Here is a 25,810-nt window from a genome sequence, read left to right on the forward strand (position 1 = left end):
GAGATGAGGCTACAGGCAGTCTGTTTGGGATTTCGCATTGTCTTTGTTGGCGTGCGCCCGGCTGTCGCAACCCGATAATTCTATGATGACAGATGCCCCGCATATGAAGCCGACGATCCGCCGCCTTGGCCCGCGCCCGCTGGCCCTGCACCTCGGTCTTGCGACAACCTCCGTCGCCTCTTCCTTCGCCACCCTGCCGCTGCGCGATCGGGGCCGTATTGACCTGCCGGTGCCGCTGCCGACCGAGCTGGAAGAGATGGCGAGCCGCGCGTCACTTGATGCGTCGCCGGAGCTGTTGCAGGCGCTGGCCGATCAGGGCAGTGGAATGATGCAGGAAATGATTGACGGGATCAGAGCTTATCACGCGCATCCTTACCGGCGTGTGGACCGGGCCCGGCCAACCCTCTGGCAGCGGGGAACGACGGCTTTGCTGGATGGCGCGCCGTCCGCCCCGGCAGAGGCACCGCTTGTTCTGCTGGTGCCGTCTCTTGTCAATCCGTCCTATGTGCTGGATCTGATGCCGGGCCGCAGTTTTGTGGATTATCTGGCGGCGCGGGGGTTCCATCCCGTGATGTTTGACTGGGCAGCGCCGGGGGAGGAGGAGCGCGGCTTCGACACCTCCAGCTATATCTGCCAGCGGATTCTTCCGGCGCTCGATTATGTGGCGGATCTTTTTCCGAAGGCGCCGCTGCATCTTGCGGGTTATTGCATGGGGGGCACGCTTGCTGTTGCCGCTGCGGAACGTCGGCAGGCCCGGCTCAGCAGCCTGATTGCCATTGCGACGCCGTGGGATTTTCATGCGGGATTGGATGGGGAGGCCAGAAACCTGCTGGACCAGCCGGAATTTTGGGACAGCATCCTCACGGGGTTCGGAGAGCTTCCCGTTGATCTGTTGCAGACCATCTTTACCAGCCTTGATCCCAATCTCGGGCTTCGCAAGTTCAGCAGATTCGCCCGCATGGACATGGAATCGGAGCAGGCGCGGGAGTTCGTCGCCATTGAAGACTGGCTGAACGACGGGCATCCGCTTGTCAGGGGCGTCGCGGGGGATGTCCTGAACGGCTGGTATGGTCGCAATGAGATACAGCGTAATCTATGGATGATTGACGGCGCCGCGGTGCGGGCGCAGGATATTGCATTGCCGTCGCTTATTGCCGTGCCGGAGACCGACAAGATCGTGCCGCGCCCTTCCGCGCTGGCGCTGGCGGAAAGGCTGCCGGACCCCACTGTTATCACGTCGCCGTCAGGGCATGTGGGCATGATGGCCGGGCGGCAGGCGGAAGAAGGATTATGGCGGCAGGCGGGAGACTGGATTGCGACAGTCCGATAGATTTCGGACAATCGCGAAAAAAGAGGTTGCGGCGGATCGCAACTAACGTTATTTCGTATGAGAGGATAATTCGGATGTATTATTTCTCATATGAGATATTTTTTGTATTAAAATTACTCATCGGGAAACAGGAGAAATAATCATGGATGTTGTCATAACCAGTGCGGTGCGCACCCCTGTCGGTTCCTTCAATGGCGCCCTGTCGTCACTGACAGCGCATCAGCTTGGCGAGATTGTCATCAAGGAATCACTGGCTCGCTCAAAGGCGGAAGCGTCCGACGTATCGGAAGTCATTCTCGGTCAAATCCTGTCGGCCGGTCAGGGCCAGAACCCGGCGCGGCAGGCATCGGTCAATGCCGGCGTTCCTTTCGAAGTGCCGGCCTGGGGCGTCAACCAGCTCTGCGGCTCGGGTCTTCGGGCGGTGGCGCTGGGTTATCAGGCGATTGTCAATGGCGATTCAAAGATTGTTGTGGCAGGCGGTCAGGAAAGCATGAGCCAGGCGCCGCATTGCGCGCATCTGCGCAACGGCCAAAAAATGGGCAATGTCGAGTTTATTGACAGCATGCTGAAGGACGGGCTGCTGGATGCCTTCCATGGCTATCATATGGGCAATACGGCGGAAAATGTCGCCGCCCGCTGGCAGATCACACGCCAGATGCAGGATGAGTTTGCCGCAGAATCGCAGCGCAAGGCATCGGAAGCGCAAGCCGCAGGCCGGTTCAAGGATGAAATCGTTCCGGTCACCATTTCCGGCCGCAAGGGCGATACGGTTGTCGATCAGGATGAATATATCCGTGGCGGCACGACGGTTGAAAAGCTGAGCGCCCTGCGCGCGGCCTTCGCCAAGGATGGCTCGGTCACGGCGGGCAATGCGTCCGGTATCAATGACGGCGCGGCGGCGGTTGTGCTGATGACGTCGGCGGAGGCGGAAAAGCGCGGCTTGAAGCCGCTTGCCCGGATTGTTTCCTGGGCGCAGAGCGGCGTCGATCCGGCGGTGATGGGCACGGGCCCCATTCCGGCCAGCCGGGCGGCCCTCGCCAAGGCGGGCTGGACAACCGATGATCTTGATCTTGTTGAGGCGAATGAGGCATTTGCCGCGCAGGCCTGCGCGGTGAACAAGGATCTTGGCTGGGACACCGGCAAGGTCAATGTGAATGGCGGCGCCATCGCCATTGGGCATCCGATTGGTGCATCGGGTGCCCGCGTGCTGGTCACGTTGCTGCATGAAATGCAGAAGCGGGATGTGCACAAGGGGCTGGCAACACTTTGCATTGGAGGCGGTATGGGTATCGCCATGTGTGTTGAGAGATAGAGCAGTTCGAAACCAAAAGGGGACAAAGAATGTCAAGAGTGGCAATCGTTACGGGTGGCACCCGCGGGATTGGCGAAGCCATTTCCATCATGCTGAAGGACAAAGGTTATAAGGTCGCAGCAAACTATGGCGGAAACGACGAACGGGCGAAGGAATTTTCTGACCGCACCGGGATTCCCGCCTATAAATGGGATGTTTCCGACTTCGATGCCTGTGCGGAAGGTGTGGCCCGGGTCAAAGCCGAACTCGGGCCGATTGAAATTCTTGTCAATAATGCCGGGATCACCCGGGATGGGACGCTGCACCGGATGAGCCATGAAAGCTGGCAGAAGGTGATTGATACCAACCTTGGCTCCTGCTTCAACATGTGCCGGGTGACCATTGATGACATGCGCGCGGCCAAGTTCGGCCGGGTGATCAATATCGGTTCCATCAATGGTCAGGCCGGCCAGTATGGTCAGGTCAATTATGCGGCGGCGAAATCCGGTATCCATGGTTTCACCAAGGCCATGGCGCAGGAAGGTGCCGCGCAGGGCATCACCGTGAATGCCATCGCGCCGGGTTATATCGACACGGATATGGTCGCGGCGGTGCCGGAAAATGTGCTGGCGAAAATTGTCGCCGGGATTCCGGTCGGGCGGCTCGGCAAGGCGTCCGAAATTGCCCGTGGCGTCTGCTTCCTTGCCGCCGATGAGGCCGGTTTCATTACCGGCTCGACCCTGTCTATCAACGGCGGCCAGCATATGTATTGATCCATACGCCGGATAAGGGTATGGATCTGGGGCATGAGCCGGGAGACCGGCTCATGTCTTTTTTTATCGGAAAAGCAATCATGAATACTCAGCCAGCGGGAAAAACGGTTGCGACCCTCTCCGGACTTGGAGCCATCTTGCTCTGGGCGCTGCTGGCGCTGTTCACGACCGGCACGGCGGATATTCCGCCGTTTCAGCTCACCGCCATGAGTTTTGGTATTGCCTTTGTCGGCGTCTTGCTGAAATGGGTTTTATATCGTCAGGATATCCGTCCGTTTTTCCGCATTCCGGGCGGGCTCTGGTTGCTCGGCGTTGCGGGGCTGTTCGGCTATCATTTCTTTTATTTTCTGGCCCTTAAAAACGCCCCGGCGGCGGAGGCAAGCCTGATTGCCTATCTCTGGCCGTTGCTGATCGTGATCTTTTCCGCGTTGCTGCCGGGGGAGAGATTCTACTGGTTCCATGTTGCCGGTGCGGTTCTGAGCCTGCTTGGCGCCGGATTGCTGATCTCAAAAGGGACCGCGTTTGATTTCAGGCCGGAATATTTGAAAGGGTATCTCGCGGCGATCTGCTGCGCCTTCATCTGGTCCGGCTATTCGGTATTGAGCCGCCGTTATGCAGCGGTTTCATCGGATGTCATCGGTCTCTTTTGCGGTATTACGGCCATATTGGCGCTGGTCTGCCATCTTGCATTTGAAACAACTCTCTGGCCTGAGGGGGTGCTTCAGTGGCTGGCCGTTCTCGGATTGGGGCTTGGCCCGGTCGGGGCGGCATTCTTTCTTTGGGACCGGGGCATGAAGCATGGCGATATTCAGTCCCTCGGCGTTCTCTCCTATCTCTCGCCGCTTCTCTCCACGCTGATCCTGCTGCTGATGGGGGTCGCCGCCTTTTCCTATTCGCTGCTGTTTGGCTGCCTGCTGATCACCGGCGGGGCGGCACTCGGGTCACTCAAGCTGATCCGCGCCATCGTGCGGCCCGGCAGAGGCGGCTAACGGCCGGGCGCCCATCCTTCTGGCGCCATTTCGAAGCCGGAAAATTCAAACCCCGGCGCGACGGTGCAGCCGACCAATGTCCAATCCCCAAGCGTACAGGCCGATTGCCAAGACCCGCGCGGGACAATGATCTGCGGCCGCGCGCCCGCCAGTATGTCCGGGCCGAGAGTATTCTCCTCCCCCTCTGCTGTATCGTCTGCCGCGATGGCAAGAGACAGCGGTGCGCCTGCGTGATAATGCCAGATTTCCACGGCATCGACCCGGTGCCAGTGGGATCGCTCCCCCGCCTGCAGCAGGTAATAGATGGCGGTGGAAAGGCTGCGTGTCTGCCCCGGCTGGGTGAGATCATCGCGAAACGTCTCGACAAAATGGCCGCCTTCGGGATGCGGCGACATGCCGAGCGCCGCAATGATGTCGGGGGCAGAATACCTGGCGGGCATGATCAGAAGCTATCCTTGCGGCGGCGCGTTTCCGCAAAAACCTCGACAGGATCATGGGCGCTTAGATGCAATTCCGCCGCGAGGGAGGGCTGATCCGCCCGCAGGAAGGGATTCGTTGCCTTTTCTTCCCCAAGTGTGGAAGGGACTGTCGGTTTCTTCCGTTTGCGAAGTTCGACAATCTCGGCAAAGCGCTCTTTCAATGCTGCGTTGTCCGGCTCAACGGAAAGGGCGAAACGGCCGTTTGCCTCCGTATATTCATGGGCGCAATAGACACGGGTGCTGTCAGGCAGGGCGCGGAATTTTTCGAGGCTGTGCCACATCTGCTGAGGTGTGCCTTCAAAAAGCCGACCGCAGCCGAGCGCGAACAGCGTATCGCCGCAGAACAGCGCATCGGAATTTTCAAACCAGTAGGCGATATGGCCGACTGTATGTCCCGGCACTTCAAATACCCGGGCCGTTTCGGAGCCAAATTCAAAGATGTCGCCATCTTCAAGGCCGATATCAATGCCCGGAATGCGCGCCGCGTCCTTTTTCGCCCCCACAATGGTGCACCCTGTTTTTTCCTTCAGCGCCAGATTTCCGCCGGTATGGTCACCATGATGGTGGGTATTGATGATGTGGGTCAGCTTCCAGCCGAGTTCCGCCAGCTTTTCCAGTACCGGCTCGGTAACCGCCGGGTCGACAACGCCAACCTTGCCGCTGTCGCTTTCGCGGAACAGATAGACATAATTGTCGTTAAGAACCGGAATCTGGTGAATTTCGAGTTTGCTCATAAGGGGATCTTTCGCATTCACGTTTTTCTGTTAAGTTTCCATTTCCGTATTATATGACAGTATAGCACCATGATCAGACCTGATGTTATTGATTTGCGGAATTTTTACCACAGCTCTCTCGGGCAGGTGGTGCGCCGGACGATTACCCGGCAGGTCCGGCAGATGTGGCCGGATCTTAAAAATTTCCGTATTCTCGGTCTTGGCTATGCCACGCCTTATCTCAGCACCTTCCGCTCGGAGGCGGAGCGGGTGATCTCCTTCATGCCGCTGGAACAGGGCGTGATCCAATGGCCGCGCGAGGGTGGCAGCCTGGTCAGCCTTGTGGATGAACGGACATTGCCGCTTGCCGATGCGTCGATTGACCGGATTATCTGGGTGCATGGGCTTGAAAATACAACGGATGTTGACCCCATCCTGCAGGAACTCTGGCGTATTCTGACGTCGACGGGCAAGCTGATGGTTGTGGTGCCGGGACGGCGCGGCCTCTGGGCGCGAACGGAAAACACGCCCTTTGGTTATGGCCATCCCTATAGCGACAAACAGCTCAACCGCCTGCTCCGGGATAATGGTTTTACACCGGGCGACAGGCAAGGCGCGCTTTATATGCCGCCTGGCAACTGGCGTCTGAATTTGCGGTTGGCGCGGGCTTGGGAAAATCTGGGCGCCAAATGGTGGCGGCATTTCAGCGGCGTCCGCATCATGGAGGCGGAAAAGCAGGTCTATGCCCTGACTGAACTTCCTGAACGCAAAACGCGTCGCCGCCCCGTTATCCTGCCGGCGGCCCGCCCGGTGATTGCAGGCCGCGACCTGCCCCGCATGGGCGAAGATTTGTAGTGACGGGCTTAGCTCTTTCGGGACAGGATGAAAATGCAGTCAATACCAAAAAAATTGGCGAAGGCGCTGTCGTGAGACTGAGACATGACCTTGCCGGAGGCATCCAGAATGACCGATTTTTCTATATGGACATCGAGATGTGCGCACAACGCCGTGAAATCGCGCAGAGTGCAGAAATGGATATTCGGCGTTTCATACCATGGCACATCCAGCGAATTGGTCATTGGCATACGCCCTTTGAGCGCCAGATAGCTGCGGCAGCGCCAGTAGGCGAAATTGGGGAATGAGACAATCGCTCTCCGGCCGATCCGCAACAGCTGTTGCAGGACCACATGCGGCTGGTGGGTTGTTTGCAGGGTTTTGCTTAATATTGCATAATCGAAGCTGTCATCGGGATAGTAGATCAGATCCGTATCCGCATTGCCCTGCACAACGGAGAGACCGTTCGAGACGCAGATATTGACGCCCTGCTGGCTGAGCTCCAGCCCGCGCCCGTCAACATTTTTTGTCTCCGTCAGATGCGCGAGAAGCTGCCCGTCATCGCAGCCGACATCAAGAACGCGGCTTTCCGGCGCGACGATTTCCGCAATCAGCTGCCAGTCAACGCGGATGTCGCGTTTGGGCTCGAATTTTGCTGTCTCGTTCATGATACCAGGCCCCGGCTTCTGGCGCTTGATTGCAGGAAGCCATCAATGGTTTTCAGCATCTCCGGCGTGTCGAGCAGGAAGGCGTCATGACCTTTGTCCGTTTCCACTTCGACAAAGCTGACATTGGCCGCCGCCGTGATCAGCGCATGGACGATCTGCTTGTTTTCCGATGTCGGGAACAGCCAGTCGCTGCTGAAGGAAACGACGCAGAAGCGGGTTTTCGTTCCCTCGAACGCGCTGGCAAGATTGCCGTTGTTATCTGTAAAAAGATCGAAATAATCCATCGCCCGCGTAATGTAGAGATAGGAATTGGCGTCAAACCGGTCGACGAAATTGATCCCCTGATAGCGCAGATAGCTTTCCACCTGAAAATCCGCATCGAACCCGTAGGTCAGGTTCTCCCGATCCTGCAGGTTGCGGCCGAACTTGCGGTGCAGCGCCGCTTCGGAAAGATAGGTGATATGCGCCGCCATGCGGGCGACGGCTAGGCCGGATGTCGGTTTGCGGCCGCTCGCGTAATAGTCGCCGCCCTGCCAGTTCGGATCGGCCATGACCGCCTGCCGCCCGACTTCATGAAAGGCGATATTCTGGGCGCTGTGGCGCGCGGCGCAGGCGATGGGGATGGCGCTGAACACCCGCTCGGGATATGCTGCGGCCCATTGCAGGGTCTGCATGCCGCCCATGGAGCCGCCAATCACGCTGAACCAGCTTTCAATGCCGAGGTAATCCTGCAACAGGACCTGTGCCCTGACCATGTCACCGATCGTGATGATGGGGAAGTTAAGGCCATAGGGTTTGCCGGTCTTCGGGTCCGTTTCCGACGGCCCCGTGGTGCCCATGCAACCGCCGAGAACGTTGCTGCAGACAATGAAATATTTATCTGTATCCAGTATTTTGCCGGGCCCGATCATCAAATCCCACCAGCCATCCTTGCCGGTGAGGGGCTGGCGGCTGGCGGCGAACTGATCCCCCGTCAGCGCATGACAGATCAGAATGGCGTTAGATTTGTCCGCATTGAGGCTGCCATATGTGCAATAGGCCATCCGGATGGCACCCAAAGTCACGCCGCAATCAAGTTGCAACGGCGTTTCCGTTCCGAGAAGGACGGAATGGCTATCCGATCCTGGAGAGCTTGCGGACACTTTTATTTCTCTTTTCGTAACAATTGGATTAGAAAAATCTTTGTTTTGGATGACTTTGCTGTTAGCTAGTGCGGCGGGGCGAGGTCTGTCAATATATTCTTTGCCAAACTGCGGGGTTTATGCTCCAATTTTGACGCAACTGTCTGTTAGTTCGGGTAGCAATGGTGACAATAAAAAATACTAAATTGGAGGCTCTCCGGGCTGAAATTGACCGTCTGGATGAAGAGCTATTATCAGTGCTGGAAAAGCGGATTGCAATCGTCGGCGATATTGCGTCCGCGAAGAAGGAAGATGGCAAGCCGCTGGCCTTTCGTCCCGGCCGTGAGGCTATCATCCTGCGCAAAATTCTTGAGAAACATTCCAGCAAACTTTCCGACACCGTGGTCGCCGCGATCTGGCGTGAATTGATTGCTGCCGTGGGCTGGATGCAGAAGCCCTACTCGGTCTCGATAACCGCGCCTGATAAATCCGTAGGATACTGGGATTTGGCGCGGTTTCATTTTGGCTCGGCCACACCGATGAAACTGCATCAGAGCCCGACCAATGTGTTGCGGGAAGTGTATGACAACCCGTCAACGCTCGGCGTTCTGCCGTGGCTGACGCGGGAGCGGGATAGCTGGTGGACGCATCTTGCGCAAGGGGGGGAGAATGTGCCGAAAATCCTCGCCGCCCTGCCGTTTCTTGACAATCCATCGGGTGAGTTCGAGGATCTCAACTCCCTTGTCATCGGTCAGGCGGAACCGGAGCCCTCGGGCGATGATGTGACGGTGATGGTCATCATCACGCGCGAAGAAGTCAGCCGGGCGCGTCTTAATGAAAACCTTGGCAAAGCCGGGCTAAAAGGTCATTGCGTGGATTCCCGTCAGCCCGATGGCAATGACGGGGACTGGCTGCATCTGATTGAAATGCCGGAATTCGTGGCGAAAGGGGATTCACGTCTTGAAGATCTGGGCCGTATCAGCGGCGAGGTTTTTATCAAGGCTGTCCTGCTGGGCGCCTATGCTGTGCCGATAAAATAACTGATCGATCCCAGACAAGAGAACATCCATGACAACACCGGTTCCGCAACCTGCCATTCTTACTATTTCGCCCTATGTCGGCGGCAAGTCGAAGGCGGGCGAAAACCAGAAGGTGGCGAAGCTTTCCTCCAATGAATCACCGCTTGGCCCCAGCCCGAAGGCGGTTGAGGCGATCCGGGCGGCGGCGGTGGCCGCACATCGCTATCCCGATGGCGGGGCCCATGAACTGATTGAGGCGATTGCACAGATGCATGGGCTTGATGCATCACGCATCGTCTGCGGTAATGGATCGGATGAGATTATCTCGCTGCTCAATACCGCTTATGTCGGGCCGGGTGATGAGGTTCTGTTCAGCGAATATGGCTTCCTTATGTATGCCATTTCGGCCAAGGTCGCGGGCGCGACGCCGGTAAAGGCGCCGGAGGTTGACCGGACGGTCAGTGTCGATAATCTGCTGGCGGCGGTCACGGACCGGACGAAGATTGTCTTTCTCGCCAACCCCAACAACCCGACAGGCACCTATCTTCCGCATGCCGAGGTGGTGCGCCTGCGTGCGCATCTTCGCGATGATATCCTGCTGGTACTGGATGCCGCCTATGCGGAATATGTATCCAATAACGATTATTCGGCGGGCGCCGAACTGGTTGAGGCCCATGACAATGTGGTCATGACGCGGACCTTTTCCAAGATTTATGGTCTGGCGGCGCTGCGTCTTGGCTGGGCTTATTGTCCGCCGGGCGTTATTGATGTCCTGCAACGGGTGCGCGGGCCCTTCAATGTCAATAGCCTCGCCCAGGCGGGGGGCGTTGAAGCGGTCAGGGATCAGGCACATATCGAAACCGCCCGCCGTCATAATGATAAATGGCTGCCGATCCTGACGCAGGCATTTCGCGGGATGGGCCTTGGTGTCACGCCGAGTGTTGGCAATTTCCTGCTGATTGATTTTGAGGATAGTGGTAAAACCGCCGCTGAGGCCGAAAGCTATCTGGCGGAACGCGGCCTTCTGCTGCGCTCTGTTGCGGGCTATGGCCTGGCCACCTGCCTGCGTATGAGCATCGGGCTTGATGATGAAAACCACGCGGTAACAGAGGCGCTGAGGGATTTCCTCGGCACATAGACAAGGTTATGACGGAAGTTAAATTCAAACGGCTGGCGCTGATCGGCATCGGTCTGATCGGCTCGTCCATCGCACGCGCGGCGCGCAAACAAGGCCTGGCGGAGGAAATCGTCTGTGCGGCGCGCACGGCTGACAGCCGTCGCATCGCCAAGGAGCTTGGCGTTGTCGATGCGGCCTATGAAAGCCCGGTTGAGGCGGTAAAGGGCGCGGATCTGGTTGTTCTCTGCACTCCGGTCGGAACCTATGCGGCGATTGCCGAACAGATTGCGCCGCACCTTGAACAAGGCGCGATTGTGACCGATGTGGGCTCCGTCAAAGGCGCGGTTGTCAAGGCGATCGGGCCGCATATTCCGGAGGGCGTCGATTTCATTCCGGGACACCCGGTGGCGGGAACCGAAAAATCGGGCCCGGCCGCCGGTTTTGCCGAATTGTTCATCAATCGCTGGTGTATCCTGACCCCTTGCGATCAGGCAAGCGAGGCGGCAGTCGAGAAGCTGGGCGCGTTCTGGGCGGCGATGGGCAGCAAGGTTGAGACGATGGATCCCGCGCATCACGATCTGGTGCTCGCCATCACTTCACATATTCCGCATCTGATTGCCTATAACATCGTTGGCACCGCGGATGATCTGGAAGATGTCACGCAATCGGAAGTGATCAAATACTCCGCCGGTGGTTTTCGGGATTTCACCCGCATTGCGGCCTCTGATCCGACCATGTGGCGGGATGTCTTCCTGCATAACAAGGAGGCAGTTCTGGAAATGCTCGGCCGGTTTACCGAAGATCTGGCGCAGTTGCAGCGCGCGATCCGCTGGGAGGACGGGGAGACTCTGTTTAAGATTTTCTCGCGCACGCGGGCGATCCGCCGCCAGATTATCGATGCCGGGCAGGAAACGCCGGAGCCGGACTTCGGCCGAACCCATAAATCGGAAGAATAGCTTGATAGGGCGCTTCGGTCCGGTCAGCTTGCGCCCGTAACGGCAGGGACATTCATCAGGTAAACGGGGCCGAGATAGAGACGGCCGTTCTGAGATGATAACGGCAAGCCGATAAAGCGCCTGCCGCTGTCATCTTCCCGAGCCAGAAGATCAAGGCCGAAACCGATTGTGACACCGGCATCGGGGTTGATCTGTCCAGTGGATATCAGTGCCGCCAAAATTTCCCGGTAGCCTGCGATACGGGCATTGATGGTTCCTTGCGGGCGCAACAGTTCATCCAGCGTAACGCGGCCTTCTCCCTGAAGGGAGCCCTGGCCCCAGTTTATTTGCAATGCCTCGATATCGACATATCCGCCCGCATCGCGCCATTCGGCCAGTGTGTCTTTTGCGGGCAAGCGCCGGATGGTGCCATGGAGGGTGCTGGAAATCGAAAAATCCTCAATTTGTGATCCGAGCGGGAAATCCTCCATCCCGTCGATAACAAGATTATGGATCCGGAGGGCGATCTGCTGTCCGCCTGCTTTTTCTGGCGCGGATTTTTCCTCCGTCTCCGGGTGCCTTGGACGGCCATGAAGCTGTACACGCCCGGCGCTGACAGGCGGCCGCCAGGAAGGCGTTGCGTTCAGTTCCTTGATATCGAGGGCGGCGGTCTGCATACGCCCCTGGAGGTTGAAGGTCGCACTGCCGAGAATAGAGGCCGCCGTGAAGGTTACCTCTCTCGTCGCGCCCTTTTCCTGCCAGACGGCTTTGCCCGTTCCTTCAATCCCGTAGATCACATGATTGATCCGCCACGGCTGTACTATCGCCCAGAAGCGCAGGATCTCCATGCGCGGTGCATATTCATGGCCGGGGTTGGCGATGGAAAGGTCTTCCGCCGTTACCGCAACTCGATAGGGGAAACCGGAGGTGGTGAGGGGCTTGTGGCTGATTTCATATCCTTCTGCCACCCGCGCGGCCTGCCATCTTTCCGCCTGGATAAGCATCTGCTCGGCCACATGATTCCACCAGAAAACATAGCCTCCGACAAAGAGGATCAGGGCCAGAATTCCGCCGTAGAGAATACGCATTATCAATCCGCGCTGGTTGCTTGTGTCACTGCCCGGCAGACTATATAGAAAGAGGGGCGGATGTCACAAATTTTCATGACAAAGGGCCTTCAGTCACATGACCGGGAAATCACCATCGGTATCGGAGACGGTCTCTCTCAAGGCAATGCCTGCAGTTTTCGTCTTTCTGTGGAGCACCGGCTTCATCGGGGCGAAGCTCGGCCTTCCCTATATCGAGCCGCTGACATTTCTGGCCGTCCGCTTCATTCTTTGTGTGATACTTATGCTGCCGGTGGTTCTGCTGACCCGAACTCACTGGCCGGTGCGCAAGCGTGATTATCTGCATATTTCCATCGGCGGCCTGCTGATGCATGGCGGGTATCTCGGCTTTGTTTTCATGTCGATCGCAGCGGGCACTTCGGCGGGTGTGTCCGCGCTGATTGTCGGAATCCAGCCGCTGATCGTTGCCGCGCTCGCGGGCTTCCTGCTGCAGGAGCGGGTATCGCTGCAAAAATGGATCGGTCTGCTGCTGGGCCTTTCCGGAGTGTTTCTGGTGGTGTTCAACAAACTTGCCATCGGTGAGGGAACATTCTTTGGCATGGGGCTGTCCTTTATCGCCCTGATCAGCATTTCGGCGGGCACGCTGTATCAGAAGAAATTCTGTTCCGATATGAATATCAAGAGCGGTAACCTGATCCAGTTTGCTGTGGCGGCAATCTATTTCACGGCGATGTCGTTCTTTTTTGAGACGCGGGAGATTATCTGGTCCGGTGAGCTGCTTTTTGCTCTCGGCTGGTTGGTCATTGTGCTCTCCCTTGGCGCCATGACGCTTCTTTACCTGCTGTTGCGAAGCGGTGCGGCCGCCAATGTGTCGAGCCTTTTTTATCTGACACCGCCCTGTACGGCGATTGTCGCCTTTGTGCTGTTTGACGAGCAGCTGGGGACGTTGGCTCTTATCGGGATGGCAATTGCGGCCATCGGCGTTGCGCTTGTGAATTACAAAAAAGGCGGAGTGAAGAAGGTATAATGCGAAAATACGACCTTGTATTGGAACCGGATCTGCCGCCTGTCGATTACCCCCTGCCAGACTTGCCGGAGGGGGAGGATCTCTGGATCTTCGGATACGGTTCGCTGATGTGGCGGCCGGGGTTCGAACATCTCGGAATAGAGGATGCGCAGCTTTACGGTTATCACCGGGCCTTTTGCGTGACATCCGTGGTGCATCGGGGAACGCATGAAAATCCGGGGCTCGTGCTCGGGCTGGATCGGGGGGGCTCCTGCCGGGGCAAGGGCATCCTCTGCCCGGCCGATATTCGCGAACCGGTGATCGACTATCTCTACCGCCGGGAAATGGTGACCAGCGTCTACCGTCCGAAAATGGTGCGTATCCGGCTTTTACAGACGGGTATCATGGCCTCTGCCCTTACTTTCGTTGCCGATCCGCTGCATGAGCAATATTGCGGCAAACCGGCCGAGGAAGATGCGGCGCGCATCATCGCCCGCGCGCACGGGCGCGGCGGGCCGAATGTGGAGTATCTGAAAAGCACGCTGGAACATCTTGACGCCTTCGGCATTGCCGATGGGCCGCTTCACCGTATCATGCAGAAGATTGAAGCAGGCGGCTGATGCGCCTTAACTGCATTTGGAATAGCCGCAGGTGGTGCAGGTATCGCAGCCTTCCAGACGGATCAGCCCGGCCTCCCCGCATTGTGGACATTGACGCAACAGTCCTTCGATTGGCTTGCCGTCCCCCTGCATCCGGACTTTTGCCACCGCGTCGCGCTCTCCTCCCTTTTCCGCCGGGACAGGGAGAAAGCCGATCTGGATCATATGGGTTTCGATGACTTCGCCGATGGCGGCAAGAAGGGAGGGGACATATTTGCCCTGCACCCAGGCGCCGCCGCGCGGATCAAACACGGCTTTCAACTCACCCACCACGAAGCTGACATCGCCGCCGCGGCGGAAAACGGCGGAAATCATGCGGGTGAGGGCGACGGTCCAGGCGAAATGCTCGACATTCTTCGAGTTGATGAAAATCTCGAAAGGACGGCGTCGGCCATCCTGAATGATGTCATTGATTGTTATATATATGGCGTGGTTGCTTTCGGGCCAGCGGAGCTTGTAGGTCTGCCCGGGCAGGGTGCCGGGCCGGTCCAGCGGTTTGGTCATATAGACGATGCCACCGGCCTCGAAACTGTCGGATGGTTTGCTATAGGGTTCCTCCAGTGGCAGGGCGGGTTGCGGGTCCGCTCCCTCTCCTGATTTCTTGCTCACCTCCAGCACCGCGCCGGTCACATCATTGGGACGATAGGTGGTGCAGCCCTTGCAGCCCTGCTCATAGGCCTGCAGGTAGATATCCTTGAAATTCTCGAAGCTGATATCTTCGGGGCAGTTGATGGTTTTTGAAATGGAGCTGTCGATAAATTCCTGCACCACCGCCTGCATTTTGACATGATCCGGTGGTGTCAGAACCTGTGCATCGACGAAATAATCGGGCAGCGGCGCGTCTTCTCCCTTCAGGCGGCGATAAAGCCGCAGCGCATAATCCGTCACTTCTTCGGCCTTGCGCGTATCGTCCGGCATCAGCACATTGCGGGTATAGGAAAAGCTGAAAACAGGCTCGATCCCGCTGGAGATATTATCGGCGAGCAGGGAGATGGTTCCGGTCGGCGCGACAGAGGTCAGCAGCGCGTTGCGAATGCCTTTCTCCGCGATGGCTCGCTGTACCTCTTCGGGCAGCGATTGAACGGTTTCACCGGCAAGATATTTTTCCCTATCAAAAAGAGGGAAACTGCCTTTCTCGGCGGCAATGTCGGTGGAGGCCAGATAGGCAGATCGCTGGATTTCAGCCATCCATTTGCGGGTCAGGGTGAGCGCCCTGTCCGAGCCATACCGGACCCCGCACATGATCAGCGCATCGGCAAGACCGGTGATACCAAGTCCGATCCGCCGTTTGGTGCGGGCCTCATTGGCCTGTTCCGGCAGCGGATAGCCGGAAATATCGATAACATTGTCCATCAGCCGGACGGCATCGCGCACCACCGCATCCAGCTTCTTCACATCCATGGTCGGGTTCTTGCCAAACGGATCGCGGATCAGGCGGGTGAGATTGACGGAGCCGAGCAGGCAGGCCCCGTAGGCGGGCAGGGGTTGTTCGCCGCAAGGGTTTGTCCCGGTAATGGTTTCCGCATAATAAAGATTGTTGCGGTTGTTGATGCGGTCAATGAAGATGACGCCGGGCTCCGCAAAGGCGTAGGTGGCGCGCATGATCTCATCCCACAGATCACGCGCCCGGATCGTCTTGTACAGGGTGCCATCAAAGCGCAGTTCCCAGTTATCATCGCGTTTCACCGCCTCCATAAAGGCGTCGGTGACAAGGACGGACAGGTTGAACATGCGAAGACGGCCCGGATCCTGCTTCGCCCGGATAAAGCTGAGGATATCCGGATGATCACAGCGTAACGTCGCCATCATGGCACCGCGGCGGGAGCCGGCGCTCATGATCGTGCGGCACATGCTGTCCCAGACATCCATAAAGCTGAGCGGGCCGGAAGCGTCGGAGCCGAGCGCCTTGACAGGTGCGCCCTTGGGCCGGAGGGTGGAGAAGTTATAGCCGATCCCGCCGCCCTGCTGCATGGTGAGGGCCGCCTCTTTCAGATTTTCGAAGATGGACGCCATGTCATCGCCGATATCGCCCATGACGAAGCAGTTGAACAGGGTGACCTTGCGGTCCGTTCCGGCGCCCGAAAGAATGCGCCCTGCCGGCAGGAATTTGTAATCCTCCAGCAATGCATAGAAGCGGTCTTCCCATTTTTTGCGGGACTTTTCCGGCTCAGCCGCGGCAACGGCGCGGGCGACCCGCCGCCAGCTTTCCTCGATCGAGCGCTCNTTCGCGCCGCCGTCCGGNGAGCGGAANCGGTATTTCATGTCCCAGATTTGTTGCGATATNGGGGCAACGGGNGACATGNGGGCACCTTCTGTCAAATNTANCTTANTCTTTGAATATAAGNCGAAAGGGGNTGGACGCAAAATTTTATCTGTNATTGNGNNNGGTTACGAGAGGTATTTCGCGCGCNCNTCCGCAACCAGTTCNTCNGTTTTCGCTTCAATNCGNNATTTCAGCTCGGCCATGAAGGTCTTGCGGTCCAGNCCCGGCTCGATNGGCGGCAGNAATTCCATGACCATCACGCCNGGACGGCAGAANAAGCTTTTGCGGGGCCAGAAAAGCCCGGTGTTGAGGGCAACCGGCGTCACCGGCTGATCCAGCTTTGAATAAAGCGCGGCGATTCCCGGCTGAAANGGCAGGTCCTGATCGAGAGGAGAGCGGGTGCCTTCCGGNAAAATGATNATCGGCCGGTTATTCGCGATTGCCTTTCCGGCNTGCGCGAGCATGGATTTGAGGGCGGCGGCATGGCCCTTGCGATCNACNGCGATCATTTCNGTCTTGCGGCAATACCAGCCATAGACAGGGATATTGAGCAGCTCTTTCTTGAGGATGATGGCNGGGTCGTCGGTAATTTCGTGAAAGACCATTGTCTCGAACGCNGATTGATGNTTGGCCGCNATAATNCCTGCACCATTGGGGATATATTCGCGCCCGCGAATTTCAAGCCGCAGGCCGCAAATGGTTTGCANCAGGAAGATGATGCCNCNNGACCAGATCCGCTGACCCAGCACGATCCATTTCTTATCCAGCAGCAGCGCNGGAATAAAGACCAGATTCATGATCACGGACCAGACAAAAAAACAGATGAAAAAACCTANGGATCTTATTGCTGTCACGCATCTCTCTCTTGCTGCCAGTCATCCAGACNTGCCCGGANNAGGCTGAAAACATATTTATTGAACTCTCCNGCGACAATCAGGAAAGATTTCGGNNTTTTCCACCAATCCTCNAAGCCCAGNGTATCATTCGCCACCGGATAGGCANNCANCNTTACANCNGGCATATAGCGTTTCAGCTCGATCAGGCTTCTTGGCATATGGTANGCGCTGGTGACAATGGCAAGATTGCTATAATTGTTCGTTTTCGCCCAGAGATATGTNTCATAGGCATTGCCTTCCGTATTCCGCGCAAGTCGCCCGAGATCGACGCAGCAATCCATCAGCCGCTCACTCTGGCCCATNGCNTGNCGAAGCNTCTCNCGNGTNACNTTTGAATTGACGCCGGAGACNAGCANCCGCGCGCCCTCATTTTNCTTCANCAGATCAAATCCGGCGGTCAGCCGTGCGGGCGTTCCCGTCAGGATGACGATGCCGTCCAGCTTGNGCGATGGCGCAGGCGGCGGGCCCTCAACATCCGACATATAGGTGAGGAAGCCNCCGATCCAGATANAGGTNAGCAGNAAAANNAATATCAGNANCGGNTTGATCTGGCGGAACATGTTANAATCTCCCGTCCAGAATATAGTCGGCGGCCTCATCAAGATCGCGCGCNACATGNACGGGCAGCAATTTACGNTCAATTCCNGCCGAGAGGGTTTTGTGACCCTTGCCNGTCTGCACCAGAATGCGATGGCACCCTGCCGCATGGGCGGCTTGCAAATCCCGCAGGCTGTCGCCGATAAAGACGGTNTCCCCGGGGCGCTGCCCAAACTTNCGCATGGCNTCGATCAGCATGCCGGGACCGGGCTTGCGTCTGTCACTGGCTTCCCAAGGNGCGTCGGGGGCAACAATGATGTCNTCGAGCCGTCCGGAAACNCTGGCCAGAGCATCAAGCAGCTTGCCATGAATGACGGCAAGCTGTTCNTCGGTGATAATNCCNCGNCCAACGCAGGACTGGTTGGTNGCCACCACCANCCTNTGNCCCCGGCTGTTCAGCCGGGCNACNGCNTCAAGGGCGTTCGGGATGAAGACAAGTTCCNCCGGNGTNTTNACGAAATCCGCGCGGTCCTCATTTATGACGCCATCNCTGTCCAGTATCACAAGCATTACATCATCCGGCTCAATGTTCGCATCACGACCCTGCGCACGGTAAACCTTGTCAGCAGCGCCACCANAACCGGCAGCAGCAGAAGCGCGACAATCCCTTCAATGCCAATGGTCATGGGCGGCAGCATTGAGGCCTCCAGAGAACCGACGAGAAAGTTGAAGATAAACATGACAATGATGGCGACGATCAGGCCCGGCAGGGAGCCGAGAAAGCTGAGTCGGGCAAAGTAATTCTGAAACTGCTCGGCAATATAGCTGTCGCGCGCGCCAATCAGATGCAGCACCTGTATGACTCCCGAATGCATGATCAGACCGGTGCGGACGGCAAAGATGACGATGATAACGGTGACCGCGCCGATCAGCAGCATGATCCCTCCCGCAAGGAGCTGGACCGAGCGACCCAGCAGCACCATTTTATCGAGCCACGGCCGATAGATATCCATCCTTGCGCCAGGCACCGCCGCTCCCAACTTCTCATTGAGGGCGGCCAGATCAACCGCGCTGCCCTTTGCGATCACCACTTCAATCAGGCGGGGAATAGGGAGCTCGCCTAGGGCGGCATTGCGCCCAAGGAAAGGCTCCAGCAGCTTCAATGTTTCCGCCTGTTCAATAGCCCGCGCAGAGGAGACCCCGGGCGTTGCAGTCAAAAGCGCAATGGCATCGGCAACTTTTTTATCGAGATCAGACGCCGGGTCATGCGCGATTTCCACGGTGAGATTACCGGTCAGGGTTTGTGACCAGATGCCGATGGCGTTGTTGAAGGAAAACAGCCCGCCGATTGCCAGGGCAGCCAAGAAGATCATGGCGGAAATAACCACGGGCAGATAGCGGGTGGAGACATCCTTTTCCAGTTGCAGTTCTGCGGTTTTGTCGAAAAAAGGAATCATGATCCTTCCCCGCTGAACTGACTGGGCACCTCATTCTGACGACGCATGGCGAGAAGGCCGTCTTTCAGATACATGACCGGATTGCCAAAGCGTTTGATCAGTTCGAGATCGTGGGTCGCGACGACAACGGTTGTGCCGATTTTGTTGAGTTCCTGAAAAAGATACATGAGACGCAGGCCCATTTCCCAGTCCATGCTGCCCGTGGGTTCGTCGGCGATCAGCAATTGCGGACGGTTGATGACGGCGCGGGCGATGGCGACACGCTGTTTCTCCCCGCCTGATAGCGTCGGTGGTTTGGCATCCACCTGGCGGCCAAGACCGACCCATTCCAGTAGTTCCGCCACATGTTTGTAAATCTGGTCATTCTTCGCCCCGGCGATTTTCAGCGGCAGCGCCACATTTTCAAGGGCGGAGAGATGATCAAGCAGGCGGAAATCCTGAAACACGACGCCGATCTTGCGGCGCATGGCAGGCAGATCATCGCGCGGAATGCCCGAAACTTCCTTGTTGAACAACGTAATCAGGCCTCGGCTTGGCCGATGGGAAAGGGCGAGCAGTTTGAGCAGGGAACTTTTCCCCGCGCCCGTCGGGCCGGTGAGAAAATGAAAGGATCCGGGTTGCAGGTCAAAACTGACATCGCGCAGCACCTCCGGTCCGAGGCCATATCGCATTCCGACATTTTCAAACCTGACCATTCGTCCTCCGGGCAAAACGCGTCTGAGCATAAACTATGATAGATTTATCAGCCAGTCTTGTGCATGTGCAAGCAAACGCCTATAAAAAAGAAACTTTAATTCGTGAGATGGTGACTCTCGCCGATGATTTTAACCTGTCCCAGTTGCGCAACCCGTTATTCCATCGATCCGGTTACCATTGGGCCGGAAGGCCGCGCCGTCAAATGCGCCAAATGCGGCCATAAATGGCGTGAATTTCAGCCCGATGACATGCCAAAACCGGTTGCTGCGGCAGAACCGGCGCAACCAGAGCCGCAGCCCGAAGAAGGCCTGAGTATCGAACAGATGACGGCGCCACGCAAGGCGCCTGCGCCGCCACAGAAAAAGGGCAAGCGGAGCTGGATCGGCTGGTTTCTGCTACTGCTGTTGGTAATGCTTCTTGTTGCGGGCGCCTATTTTGCCCGCAATATCGTCGTACAGCTCTGGCCTGGCAGCGCCCCTCTCTATCAGTCCCTGCGCATTGATGTGGAAACCCGCAATATGCTGGGACTTGAAATTCATGATCTGAAAACACGCTCCATTTTGCAAAATGACGTGACCACGCTGACGGTCTCCGGCATTATCAAGAATGTGACGGCCAGTCCGCAGCCTTTGCCGCGGATCAGGATCGCGTTAATCGATGGAGACGGGCAGACGGTGTATAGCTGGACGACGACGGTTGAGGAACCGCAAGTCATGCCATGGGGGCAGGTGGAGTTTTCCAGCAGCATGAATCAGCCGCCCGAGGAGGCAAAAAATGTCAAGGTCGATCTGATTGACCCTGAGAGATGACCGTCGGATTGTATTGGCGATGACGTTAATCGCTGCCATAAAGGAAGGGTCGAGATGAACGCGGGCGAGACGAAACCGGATATTGAAATCCTTTTTGCCAGCGCGGATATTTCACGGCGCAATCAGGAGCTCGCGGAAGAAATTGCGGCGACCATGGGGTCGGATATTCTGGTAATTGCGGTTCTGAAAGGCAGTTTTGTTTTTGCGGCGGACCTGATCCGCGCGCTGCACCATGCCGGGGTCAATCCGCAGATTGATTTTATGGCGCTCTCTTCCTATGGCGACAAGACGGTCAGCAGCGGCAATGTTGTCATCACCCGGGATATTGTTGATACGGTGAAGGGACGCAAGGTTCTGTTGATTGATGATATTCTGGAATCGGGCCGAACCATGGCCTTCGCCAGAAAAGAGCTTTACGCGCGCGGGGCCGCCATGGTCAAGACCTGCCTGATGCTCGACAAGAAAGGCAAACGGGTCGCAGATTTCGAGGCGGATTTCGTCGGGTTTGACTGCCCGGATCTGTTTGTCGTCGGCTATGGCCTCGATTATGCGCATTATTTTCGCGAACTGCCCTATATCGGTTATATTGTCAGGCACTGAACGGAGGGCATGAATGGCGCGCATACTGATTGCTGAGGATGAGGCCGCGCTTCGGGAATTTATCAGCCGCGCCCTGACATATCATGGCCATGAGGTGGTTACCGTTAATGATGGCGCCGCCGCGCTTGTCACCTTGCAGAAAGGCCAGCCATTCGATCTGCTGCTGACCGATATCGTGATGCCGGTGATGGACGGAATTGCGCTTGCTCTCAAAGTCTCGAAGGATTTTCCCGATCTTCGCATTCTGATGATGACCGGCTATGCGGCGGAACGACAGCGCGCCTATAATCTTGACATGCTGATCCATGACGTGATTGCCAAGCCCTTCACGCTTGATGAAATCTGCGAGAAGGTGAATGAGGCGCTGACGAGTGACCGCAGCCCGTTACGCCCCGCAACCACGTCGGATGAGGGATTGCAACGACAGAAGCGGGATAAAAGCTGACGGCCTTTGCAGGGCTGGCCGACTACAGGACCTTGAAATACTGGTAAAAGACAACCGCCCCGGCAATGGCAATGGCGACGCCATAGGGGAGTTGTAATCCCATACTCCTGACGGTTTGCAGCATGGGCGCCGGTTGTTTCAGGACTTTCACAAAGAACCAGTCGATCAGGCCGGAGAGGGCGGGCTTACGCAGGATCAGAACAGGCAGAACAAAAGCCAGCGCCAGCGCGCCGCCGGCAAGACAGGTCATCAGCAGCAACAGAAGAAGCTGATCCGGCCCGGCCCAGAGAGCCAGGGCTGCCAGCAGCTTGACATCACCGCCGCCAAGCCATCCCAGTGCGAAGATGAAAATCCCGACAACAAGAACGCCCAGACCACAAAGCAGGTGCCAGGGAATCGACGCCCAGTCGCCGATAGCTCCGGCGCTGACGAAATACAGCAGCGCAATGATGACAGGAAGCAAATTCGGAATACGCCGCGAGAAGACATCCCATATGGCCGCAACCACCATCAGGCCGCCGGCCGACATCATCAGAATTGGCATATCGTTTCCCCATCAACAGCGTGGTCAGGTCTGGGAAAATTCTACGCGCAAGGTCTTATCAATGCGTTAATGAAAAGGGCGGGATTATCCGATAATTCGCCGCATATTTGATGGTGCCCCTGGCCTGACTCGAACAGGCACGCCCTGAGGACAACAGATTTTGAGTCTGTCGCGTCTACCAATTCCGCCACAGGGGCCAGTGTGGAAAATGCGCACTATAGCGATGATTTTAAGCCGGTCAATAGAACTTCTTCAGACCCCAGTTTATCAAATTTTAAGGATAGCGATTGTAGAAATGGGGGAAAGCGGCTAAAAAGCCAAATCTCAACATGGTAATATTACATTTTCTGGCCCGATTATGCTTCGACGTTTGTATGATTTTACGATGAGTCTGGCGGCGAAGCCGCGGGCAAAATGGTTTCTTGGTGGGGTTTCCTTTATTGAAAGCTCCTTCTTCCCGATTCCGCCTGATGTCCTGCTCATTCCCATGGTCCTCGCCAACCGGGCGGAAGCCTGGCGGCTTGCCTTCATTTGTAGTGTGACATCGGTGCTTGGCGGGATGTTCGGATATCTGGTGGGCGCTTTCTTTTTCGAGCTGATTGGCGCGCCCATCATTGATTTTTACGGTTACGCAGACAAATTCATCGAATTCAGTGCCGCCTATAACGAATGGGGGGGCTGGATTGTTGCCTTTTTCGGGCTAACGCCCTTTCCCTACAAGGTGATTACGATTGCCAGCGGCGTGACGCATCTGGATATATTTGTGTTCATTTTCGCTTCTGTCATGTCCCGCAGCCTGCGTTTCTTCATTGTTGCCGGACTGTTGTGGAAATTTGGCGCGCCAATCCAGGTCTTTATCGAGAAATATCTCGGCTTGCTCACCATTCTTTTCTTTGTCCTGTTGATTGGTGGTTTTGTGGCGATTAAGTATCTGCTGTAATCATCAGGGAAATATTGTCGGATAAAAGCAAGGGAACATGGTCTTGTTATACAAGAATGCTTTGTGGATTGCCCTTGCCGCCGCCGCGGGGGCGCTCGTTTTTGCGTTCACATCTCAGTATGTCTTCGGCCTCTGGCCCTGTGTTCTCTGCCTATATCAGCGCTGGCCCTATGCGGCGGTCATTGCAATTGCGCTTGCCGGAATTGCGTTGAGCAAACGGTTTGGCGCGACCCCTTTCCTGCTTTTTTGTGCTTTTGCTTTTCTCACAACGGCGGCCATTGGCGGCTATCACGTCGGGGTGGAGCAGGGGTGGTGGGAAGGCACGGCCGAATGCGTCGGGGATACCGGCGCTGTCTCGAATATTGAGGATCTGAAAGCCAGGATCATGTCGACACCGATTGTTCGCTGTAACGAGGTGGCCTGGTCTCTTTTCGGCATCTCCATGGCTGGCTACAATGTCATGCTGGCGGTAGTTATGGCTGTCTTTTGTCTCATCGCTGCGCTAGGTTCAGGGAAGCGCAAGTAGGAGACGTTTATGATCGACAAATCTTCGCAAGACGACAAGCCACCCTTTGGCCGCCAGCCTGGCGATCTCAATCCGCGAGAGCAGCTTGAACGGATTATCCGGGTTGATCATGCGGGAGAGTTTGGCGCCGTCCGGATATATGAAGGACAGCTTGCGGTTCTGGGCAAGACGGAATCCGGTGAGACCCTTCGTCATATGAGAGATCAGGAACTCGTTCATCGCGAGAAATTCGAGCAGCTTCTTGCTGAGCGGCGTGTGCGGCCGACATTGCTCGGCCCGGTTTGGCATGTGGCGGGTTTTGCGCTCGGCGCCGGGACGGCCCTGCTCGGCAAGGAAGCGGCAATGGCCTGCACCGAGGCGGTCGAAGAAGTGATTGATGCCCATTACCGTGAGCAGCTCGACACGCTCGGCGAAGATGAAACCGAGCTCAAAGAAACAATTTCCCGCTTTCGCGATGAGGAAATCGAGCATCGCGATACCGCGCGCGAGGCAGGCGCCAGTGAGGCGCCGGCCTATGAGTTGCTGACGACGGCGGTCAAGGCCGGATCAAAGCTGGCTATCTGGCTGTCATCACGCATCTGAAGGCAGCCAGTCGCTGACTTTACGGAAAATCGCAGCGGGTCGCCGAAATGGTTGCGAAGCTCTGTTTTCCGGCAAGAATGCTGAAGCGATATTCATTTGCGCCGAATACAACGCTTTTGTGAAGCGGCAGGACGCCGGTCATTTTTTCCGTCTGGCCGCCGAGCTGGGTAAAGGTGATTTCCACCTCTTCGTTCGGATCATACCAGGCTTCTACCTTGTTCTGCTCGTTGACAACGGATTTCCCGTTACCGGTGACAGTGATGGTTCCATTGCCGAGACTGACCGAATTGCCGGGGCTTGAGAAAATCGGCGTATTAACAATGAAACGTTTGGTTTCCGGGGCCGGATCACAATTTTGGCTGTTCTGGGCGAGGGTGATCAGGGAATTCAGCCGTTCCGGCTCCAGCCCGTCGGCGATCCGCTGCTGGACCAGGGTCAAAATATCCCGGACAGGCCCCGTTGGAATTTCATTTTCGAACTTGTCGCGCCAGGCGCGGGCTTCCGCAAGGGCGGCACTTTGTTTGTCCAGCGCCGCGCGCGCCTGATCGTTCAGCCGGTCGTTCTCACTTGTCAGGGCGATAACCTGACCTTCGATATCGGCGATGCGGCGCTCTGCGGTGGCCTGCCCTTCATAATAGCCATACATCCCCGCACCGGCGATCAGGGCGATATAGAAAATAATCTTGAAAAAGCGGTTACGCCGTTGCCGCGCCTGCTTTTTCTCCGAAAGACCAAGACCGTAACTCATTTTACATCACATCTCGACTTGAAACCGTTCAAATGAAACCGGTTCCTATATAGACGGCGACGGGCGGGTAAGGCAAGTGGGTGCGGGAAAATCCTTAATGTTCCAGCTCGGTATCCCAATAGAGATAGTCGCGCCAGCTTTCATGAAGATAGTTTGGCGGAAAGGCGCGGCCCTGCCGGTTGAGCATTTGCGGGGTCGGGATATAAGGTTTTATTTCAGGAAACATATTCGCCTCACGCGGCAGGCGGCCGCCTTTTTTCATATTGCACGGGGCGCAGGCCGTGGTGATGTTTTCCCAGTTCGTCCGGCCGCCGAGACGGCGCGGCAGGACATGATCAAAGGTCAGCTCCTCCGCCGATCCGCAATACTGGCAGCGAAATCCGTCACGCAGGAACAGGTTAAAGCGGGTGAAAGCAGGCTGTTTGCTTTGCCGAACATACTGTTTCAGGCAGATCACGCTCGGCAGGCGCATTTCGAAGCTGGGGGAACGGATAACCCGGTCATATTCCGAAACAATATTGACGCGTTCCAGAAACACAGACTTAAGGGCGTCCTGCCAGGACCACAGCGACAGGGGAAAATAGCTGAGCGGCCTGTAATCGGCATTCAGCACGAGGGCCGGATATTTTTCAACGGATGCATGCACTGGCTTTTCACTCTCCCGAAGCGATCTCCGCTCATAAAGTGTGGCGCTTCCTCCGTGAAATTGCAAATGCTATTACATTATTTTGTGTGAAATAAATATTACACCACCGTATCTTGATGA

28 protein-coding genes, 1 tRNA gene and 1 pseudogene are annotated in these 25,810 nt (G+C 56.8%); 16 read left to right on the plus strand and 14 right to left on the minus strand.

Going from position 1 to position 25,810, the window contains the following annotated elements; translation table 11 throughout:
* Window positions 1-82 precede the first annotated feature (82 nt).
* The 4 genes from CMN55_RS09520 to yddG all read left to right on the plus strand — a co-directional run bounded on the left by CMN55_RS09520 (window position 83) and on the right by yddG (window position 4,383).
* A complete protein-coding gene (locus CMN55_RS09520) occupies window positions 83-1,330 on the plus strand; it encodes an alpha/beta fold hydrolase (RefSeq protein ID WP_293949557.1) in 1,248 nt (415 codons plus the stop codon).
* A 142-nt stretch (window positions 1,331-1,472) separates the two neighbouring features.
* A complete protein-coding gene (locus CMN55_RS09525) occupies window positions 1,473-2,642 on the plus strand; it encodes an acetyl-CoA C-acetyltransferase (protein WP_293949558.1) in 1,170 nt (389 codons plus the stop codon).
* 29 nt (window positions 2,643-2,671) lie between these two features.
* The gene (gene phbB, locus CMN55_RS09530) at window positions 2,672-3,394 is read left to right on the plus strand and encodes an acetoacetyl-CoA reductase (protein WP_293949559.1); all 723 of its coding nucleotides are present in this window, start codon (window positions 2,672-2,674) and stop codon (window positions 3,392-3,394) included.
* A gap of 80 nt (window positions 3,395-3,474) precedes the next feature.
* Window positions 3,475-4,383 carry an aromatic amino acid exporter YddG gene (gene yddG / locus CMN55_RS09535; RefSeq protein ID WP_293949560.1) on the plus strand — a complete coding sequence of 303 codons (909 nt, stop codon included), beginning with the start codon at window positions 3,475-3,477 and terminating at the stop codon, window positions 4,381-4,383.
* On the opposite strand, the gene CMN55_RS09540 is transcribed toward yddG, so the two are convergent.
* A complete protein-coding gene (locus CMN55_RS09540; RefSeq protein ID WP_293949561.1) occupies window positions 4,380-4,823 on the minus strand; it encodes a cupin domain-containing protein in 444 nt (147 codons plus the stop codon). The two genes, yddG and CMN55_RS09540, sit on opposite strands and share 4 nt — an antisense overlap.
* A 2-nt stretch (window positions 4,824-4,825) precedes the next feature.
* A complete protein-coding gene (gloB, locus tag CMN55_RS09545) occupies window positions 4,826-5,596 on the minus strand; it encodes a hydroxyacylglutathione hydrolase (protein ID WP_293949562.1) in 771 nt (256 codons plus the stop codon).
* Between the two features lie 69 nt (window positions 5,597-5,665).
* Here gloB and CMN55_RS09550 point away from each other — a divergent pair, with 69 nt between their 5' ends.
* Window positions 5,666-6,430, plus strand: a complete 765-nt coding sequence (locus CMN55_RS09550) for a class I SAM-dependent methyltransferase (protein ID WP_293949563.1) — start codon at window positions 5,666-5,668, stop codon at window positions 6,428-6,430.
* A gap of 8 nt (window positions 6,431-6,438) precedes the next feature.
* Here CMN55_RS09550 and metW read toward each other — a convergent pair whose 3' ends face one another.
* Window positions 6,439-7,077, minus strand: a complete 639-nt coding sequence (gene metW / locus CMN55_RS09555; protein ID WP_293949564.1) for a methionine biosynthesis protein MetW — start codon at window positions 7,075-7,077, stop codon at window positions 6,439-6,441.
* On the minus strand, window positions 7,074-8,219 hold the full coding sequence (metX, locus tag CMN55_RS09560) for a homoserine O-acetyltransferase MetX (protein WP_293949565.1): 1,146 nt from the start codon (window positions 8,217-8,219) through the stop codon (window positions 7,074-7,076). The genes metW and metX overlap by 4 nt, the downstream gene beginning before the upstream one ends.
* A 161-nt stretch (window positions 8,220-8,380) precedes the next feature.
* Here metX and CMN55_RS09565 point away from each other — a divergent pair, with 161 nt between their 5' ends.
* Genes CMN55_RS09565 through CMN55_RS09575 form a run of 3 tightly spaced genes read left to right on the plus strand, consistent with a single transcriptional unit; the run spans window position 8,381 to window position 11,290 of the window.
* The gene (locus tag CMN55_RS09565) at window positions 8,381-9,238 is read left to right on the plus strand and encodes a chorismate mutase (RefSeq protein WP_293949566.1); all 858 of its coding nucleotides are present in this window, start codon (window positions 8,381-8,383) and stop codon (window positions 9,236-9,238) included.
* A gap of 28 nt (window positions 9,239-9,266) precedes the next feature.
* The gene (hisC, locus tag CMN55_RS09570; protein WP_293949567.1) at window positions 9,267-10,355 is read left to right on the plus strand and encodes a histidinol-phosphate transaminase; all 1,089 of its coding nucleotides are present in this window, start codon (window positions 9,267-9,269) and stop codon (window positions 10,353-10,355) included.
* An 8-nt stretch (window positions 10,356-10,363) separates the two neighbouring features.
* Entirely contained in the window at window positions 10,364-11,290 is a 927-nt protein-coding gene (locus CMN55_RS09575; RefSeq protein WP_293949568.1) for a prephenate/arogenate dehydrogenase family protein, read from the plus strand.
* Window positions 11,291-11,313: 23 nt separating this feature from the next.
* On the opposite strand, the gene CMN55_RS09580 is transcribed toward CMN55_RS09575, so the two are convergent.
* A complete protein-coding gene (locus CMN55_RS09580; protein WP_293949569.1) occupies window positions 11,314-12,357 on the minus strand; it encodes a DUF2125 domain-containing protein in 1,044 nt (347 codons plus the stop codon).
* A 97-nt stretch (window positions 12,358-12,454) separates the two neighbouring features.
* On the opposite strand from CMN55_RS09580, the gene CMN55_RS09585 reads away from it, so the two are divergent.
* Together CMN55_RS09585 and CMN55_RS09590 are read left to right on the plus strand one after the other, a co-directional pair.
* Window positions 12,455-13,363 carry a DMT family transporter gene (locus CMN55_RS09585; RefSeq protein ID WP_293949570.1) on the plus strand — a complete coding sequence of 303 codons (909 nt, stop codon included), beginning with the start codon at window positions 12,455-12,457 and terminating at the stop codon, window positions 13,361-13,363.
* Window positions 13,363-13,962 carry a gamma-glutamylcyclotransferase gene (locus CMN55_RS09590; protein WP_293949571.1) on the plus strand — a complete coding sequence of 200 codons (600 nt, stop codon included), beginning with the start codon at window positions 13,363-13,365 and terminating at the stop codon, window positions 13,960-13,962. Before CMN55_RS09585 ends, CMN55_RS09590 begins: the two co-directional genes overlap by 1 nt.
* 6 nt (window positions 13,963-13,968) lie before the next feature.
* Here the strand turns inward: CMN55_RS09590 and CMN55_RS09595 are convergent, their stop codons facing one another.
* The 5 genes and pseudogenes from CMN55_RS09595 to ftsE form a co-directional block, all read right to left on the minus strand.
* Window positions 13,969-16,302, minus strand: coding sequence for an adenosylcobalamin-dependent ribonucleoside-diphosphate reductase (locus tag CMN55_RS09595; protein WP_293949572.1), 2,334 nt, complete (start codon window positions 16,300-16,302; stop codon window positions 13,969-13,971).
* An 87-nt stretch (window positions 16,303-16,389) separates the two neighbouring features.
* Window positions 16,390-17,061 (minus strand): lysophospholipid acyltransferase family protein, encoded by a 672-nt coding sequence (locus CMN55_RS17190; RefSeq protein ID WP_366932020.1) that lies wholly within the window; start codon window positions 17,059-17,061, stop codon window positions 16,390-16,392.
* Window positions 17,062-17,114: 53 nt separating this feature from the next.
* A pseudogene (locus tag CMN55_RS17195) lies at window positions 17,115-17,777 on the minus strand (YdcF family protein).
* Window positions 17,722-18,267, minus strand: a complete 546-nt coding sequence (locus tag CMN55_RS17200; protein ID WP_366931998.1) for a D-glycero-alpha-D-manno-heptose-1,7-bisphosphate 7-phosphatase — start codon at window positions 18,265-18,267, stop codon at window positions 17,722-17,724. Before CMN55_RS17200 ends, CMN55_RS17195 begins: the two are co-directional and overlap by 56 nt.
* 883 nt (window positions 18,268-19,150) lie before the next feature.
* Window positions 19,151-19,849 carry a cell division ATP-binding protein FtsE gene (gene ftsE, locus CMN55_RS09600; RefSeq protein ID WP_293949573.1) on the minus strand — a complete coding sequence of 233 codons (699 nt, stop codon included), beginning with the start codon at window positions 19,847-19,849 and terminating at the stop codon, window positions 19,151-19,153.
* Window positions 19,850-19,972: 123 nt separating this feature from the next.
* Between ftsE and CMN55_RS09605 the strand changes: the two genes are divergently transcribed.
* From CMN55_RS09605 to CMN55_RS09615, 3 genes are read left to right on the plus strand one after another with little or no spacing between them, the layout of a single operon-like run.
* Complete coding sequence (locus CMN55_RS09605; protein WP_293949574.1) at window positions 19,973-20,659, plus strand: DUF3426 domain-containing protein; 687 nt, start codon at window positions 19,973-19,975, stop codon at window positions 20,657-20,659.
* Between the two features lie 54 nt (window positions 20,660-20,713).
* Window positions 20,714-21,259, plus strand: a complete 546-nt coding sequence (gene hpt / locus CMN55_RS09610; protein WP_293949575.1) for a hypoxanthine phosphoribosyltransferase — start codon at window positions 20,714-20,716, stop codon at window positions 21,257-21,259.
* Window positions 21,260-21,272: 13 nt separating this feature from the next.
* Complete coding sequence (locus CMN55_RS09615) at window positions 21,273-21,704, plus strand: response regulator (protein WP_293949576.1); 432 nt, start codon at window positions 21,273-21,275, stop codon at window positions 21,702-21,704.
* 22 nt (window positions 21,705-21,726) lie between these two features.
* Here the strand turns inward: CMN55_RS09615 and CMN55_RS09620 are convergent, their stop codons facing one another.
* Both CMN55_RS09620 and CMN55_RS09625 read right to left on the minus strand, forming a co-directional pair.
* Window positions 21,727-22,248 carry an A24 family peptidase gene (locus CMN55_RS09620; protein WP_293949577.1) on the minus strand — a complete coding sequence of 174 codons (522 nt, stop codon included), beginning with the start codon at window positions 22,246-22,248 and terminating at the stop codon, window positions 21,727-21,729.
* A gap of 111 nt (window positions 22,249-22,359) precedes the next feature.
* Window positions 22,360-22,445, minus strand: a tRNA-Leu gene (locus CMN55_RS09625).
* 161 nt (window positions 22,446-22,606) lie between these two features.
* Here CMN55_RS09625 and CMN55_RS09630 point away from each other — a divergent pair.
* Genes CMN55_RS09630 through CMN55_RS09640 form a run of 3 tightly spaced genes read left to right on the plus strand, consistent with a single transcriptional unit; the run spans window position 22,607 to window position 24,296 of the window.
* Window positions 22,607-23,188, plus strand: coding sequence for a YqaA family protein (locus CMN55_RS09630; RefSeq protein ID WP_366931999.1), 582 nt, complete (start codon window positions 22,607-22,609; stop codon window positions 23,186-23,188).
* Between the two features lie 37 nt (window positions 23,189-23,225).
* Window positions 23,226-23,714 carry a disulfide bond formation protein B gene (locus CMN55_RS09635; protein WP_459253651.1) on the plus strand — a complete coding sequence of 163 codons (489 nt, stop codon included), beginning with the start codon at window positions 23,226-23,228 and terminating at the stop codon, window positions 23,712-23,714.
* 9 nt (window positions 23,715-23,723) lie between these two features.
* The gene (locus tag CMN55_RS09640) at window positions 23,724-24,296 is read left to right on the plus strand and encodes a demethoxyubiquinone hydroxylase family protein (RefSeq protein ID WP_293949580.1); all 573 of its coding nucleotides are present in this window, start codon (window positions 23,724-23,726) and stop codon (window positions 24,294-24,296) included.
* 19 nt (window positions 24,297-24,315) lie between these two features.
* Here CMN55_RS09640 and CMN55_RS09645 read toward each other — a convergent pair whose 3' ends face one another.
* Both CMN55_RS09645 and CMN55_RS09650 read right to left on the minus strand, forming a co-directional pair.
* Window positions 24,316-25,044, minus strand: a complete 729-nt coding sequence (locus tag CMN55_RS09645) for a hypothetical protein (protein ID WP_293949581.1) — start codon at window positions 25,042-25,044, stop codon at window positions 24,316-24,318.
* A 94-nt stretch (window positions 25,045-25,138) separates the two neighbouring features.
* Window positions 25,139-25,690, minus strand: a complete 552-nt coding sequence (locus CMN55_RS09650) for an HNH endonuclease (protein WP_293949582.1) — start codon at window positions 25,688-25,690, stop codon at window positions 25,139-25,141.
* Window positions 25,691-25,810 lie beyond the last annotated feature (120 nt).

Source organism: Sneathiella sp. (assembly GCF_002694385.1).
Classification (GTDB): Bacteria; Pseudomonadota; Alphaproteobacteria; order Sneathiellales; family Sneathiellaceae; genus Sneathiella.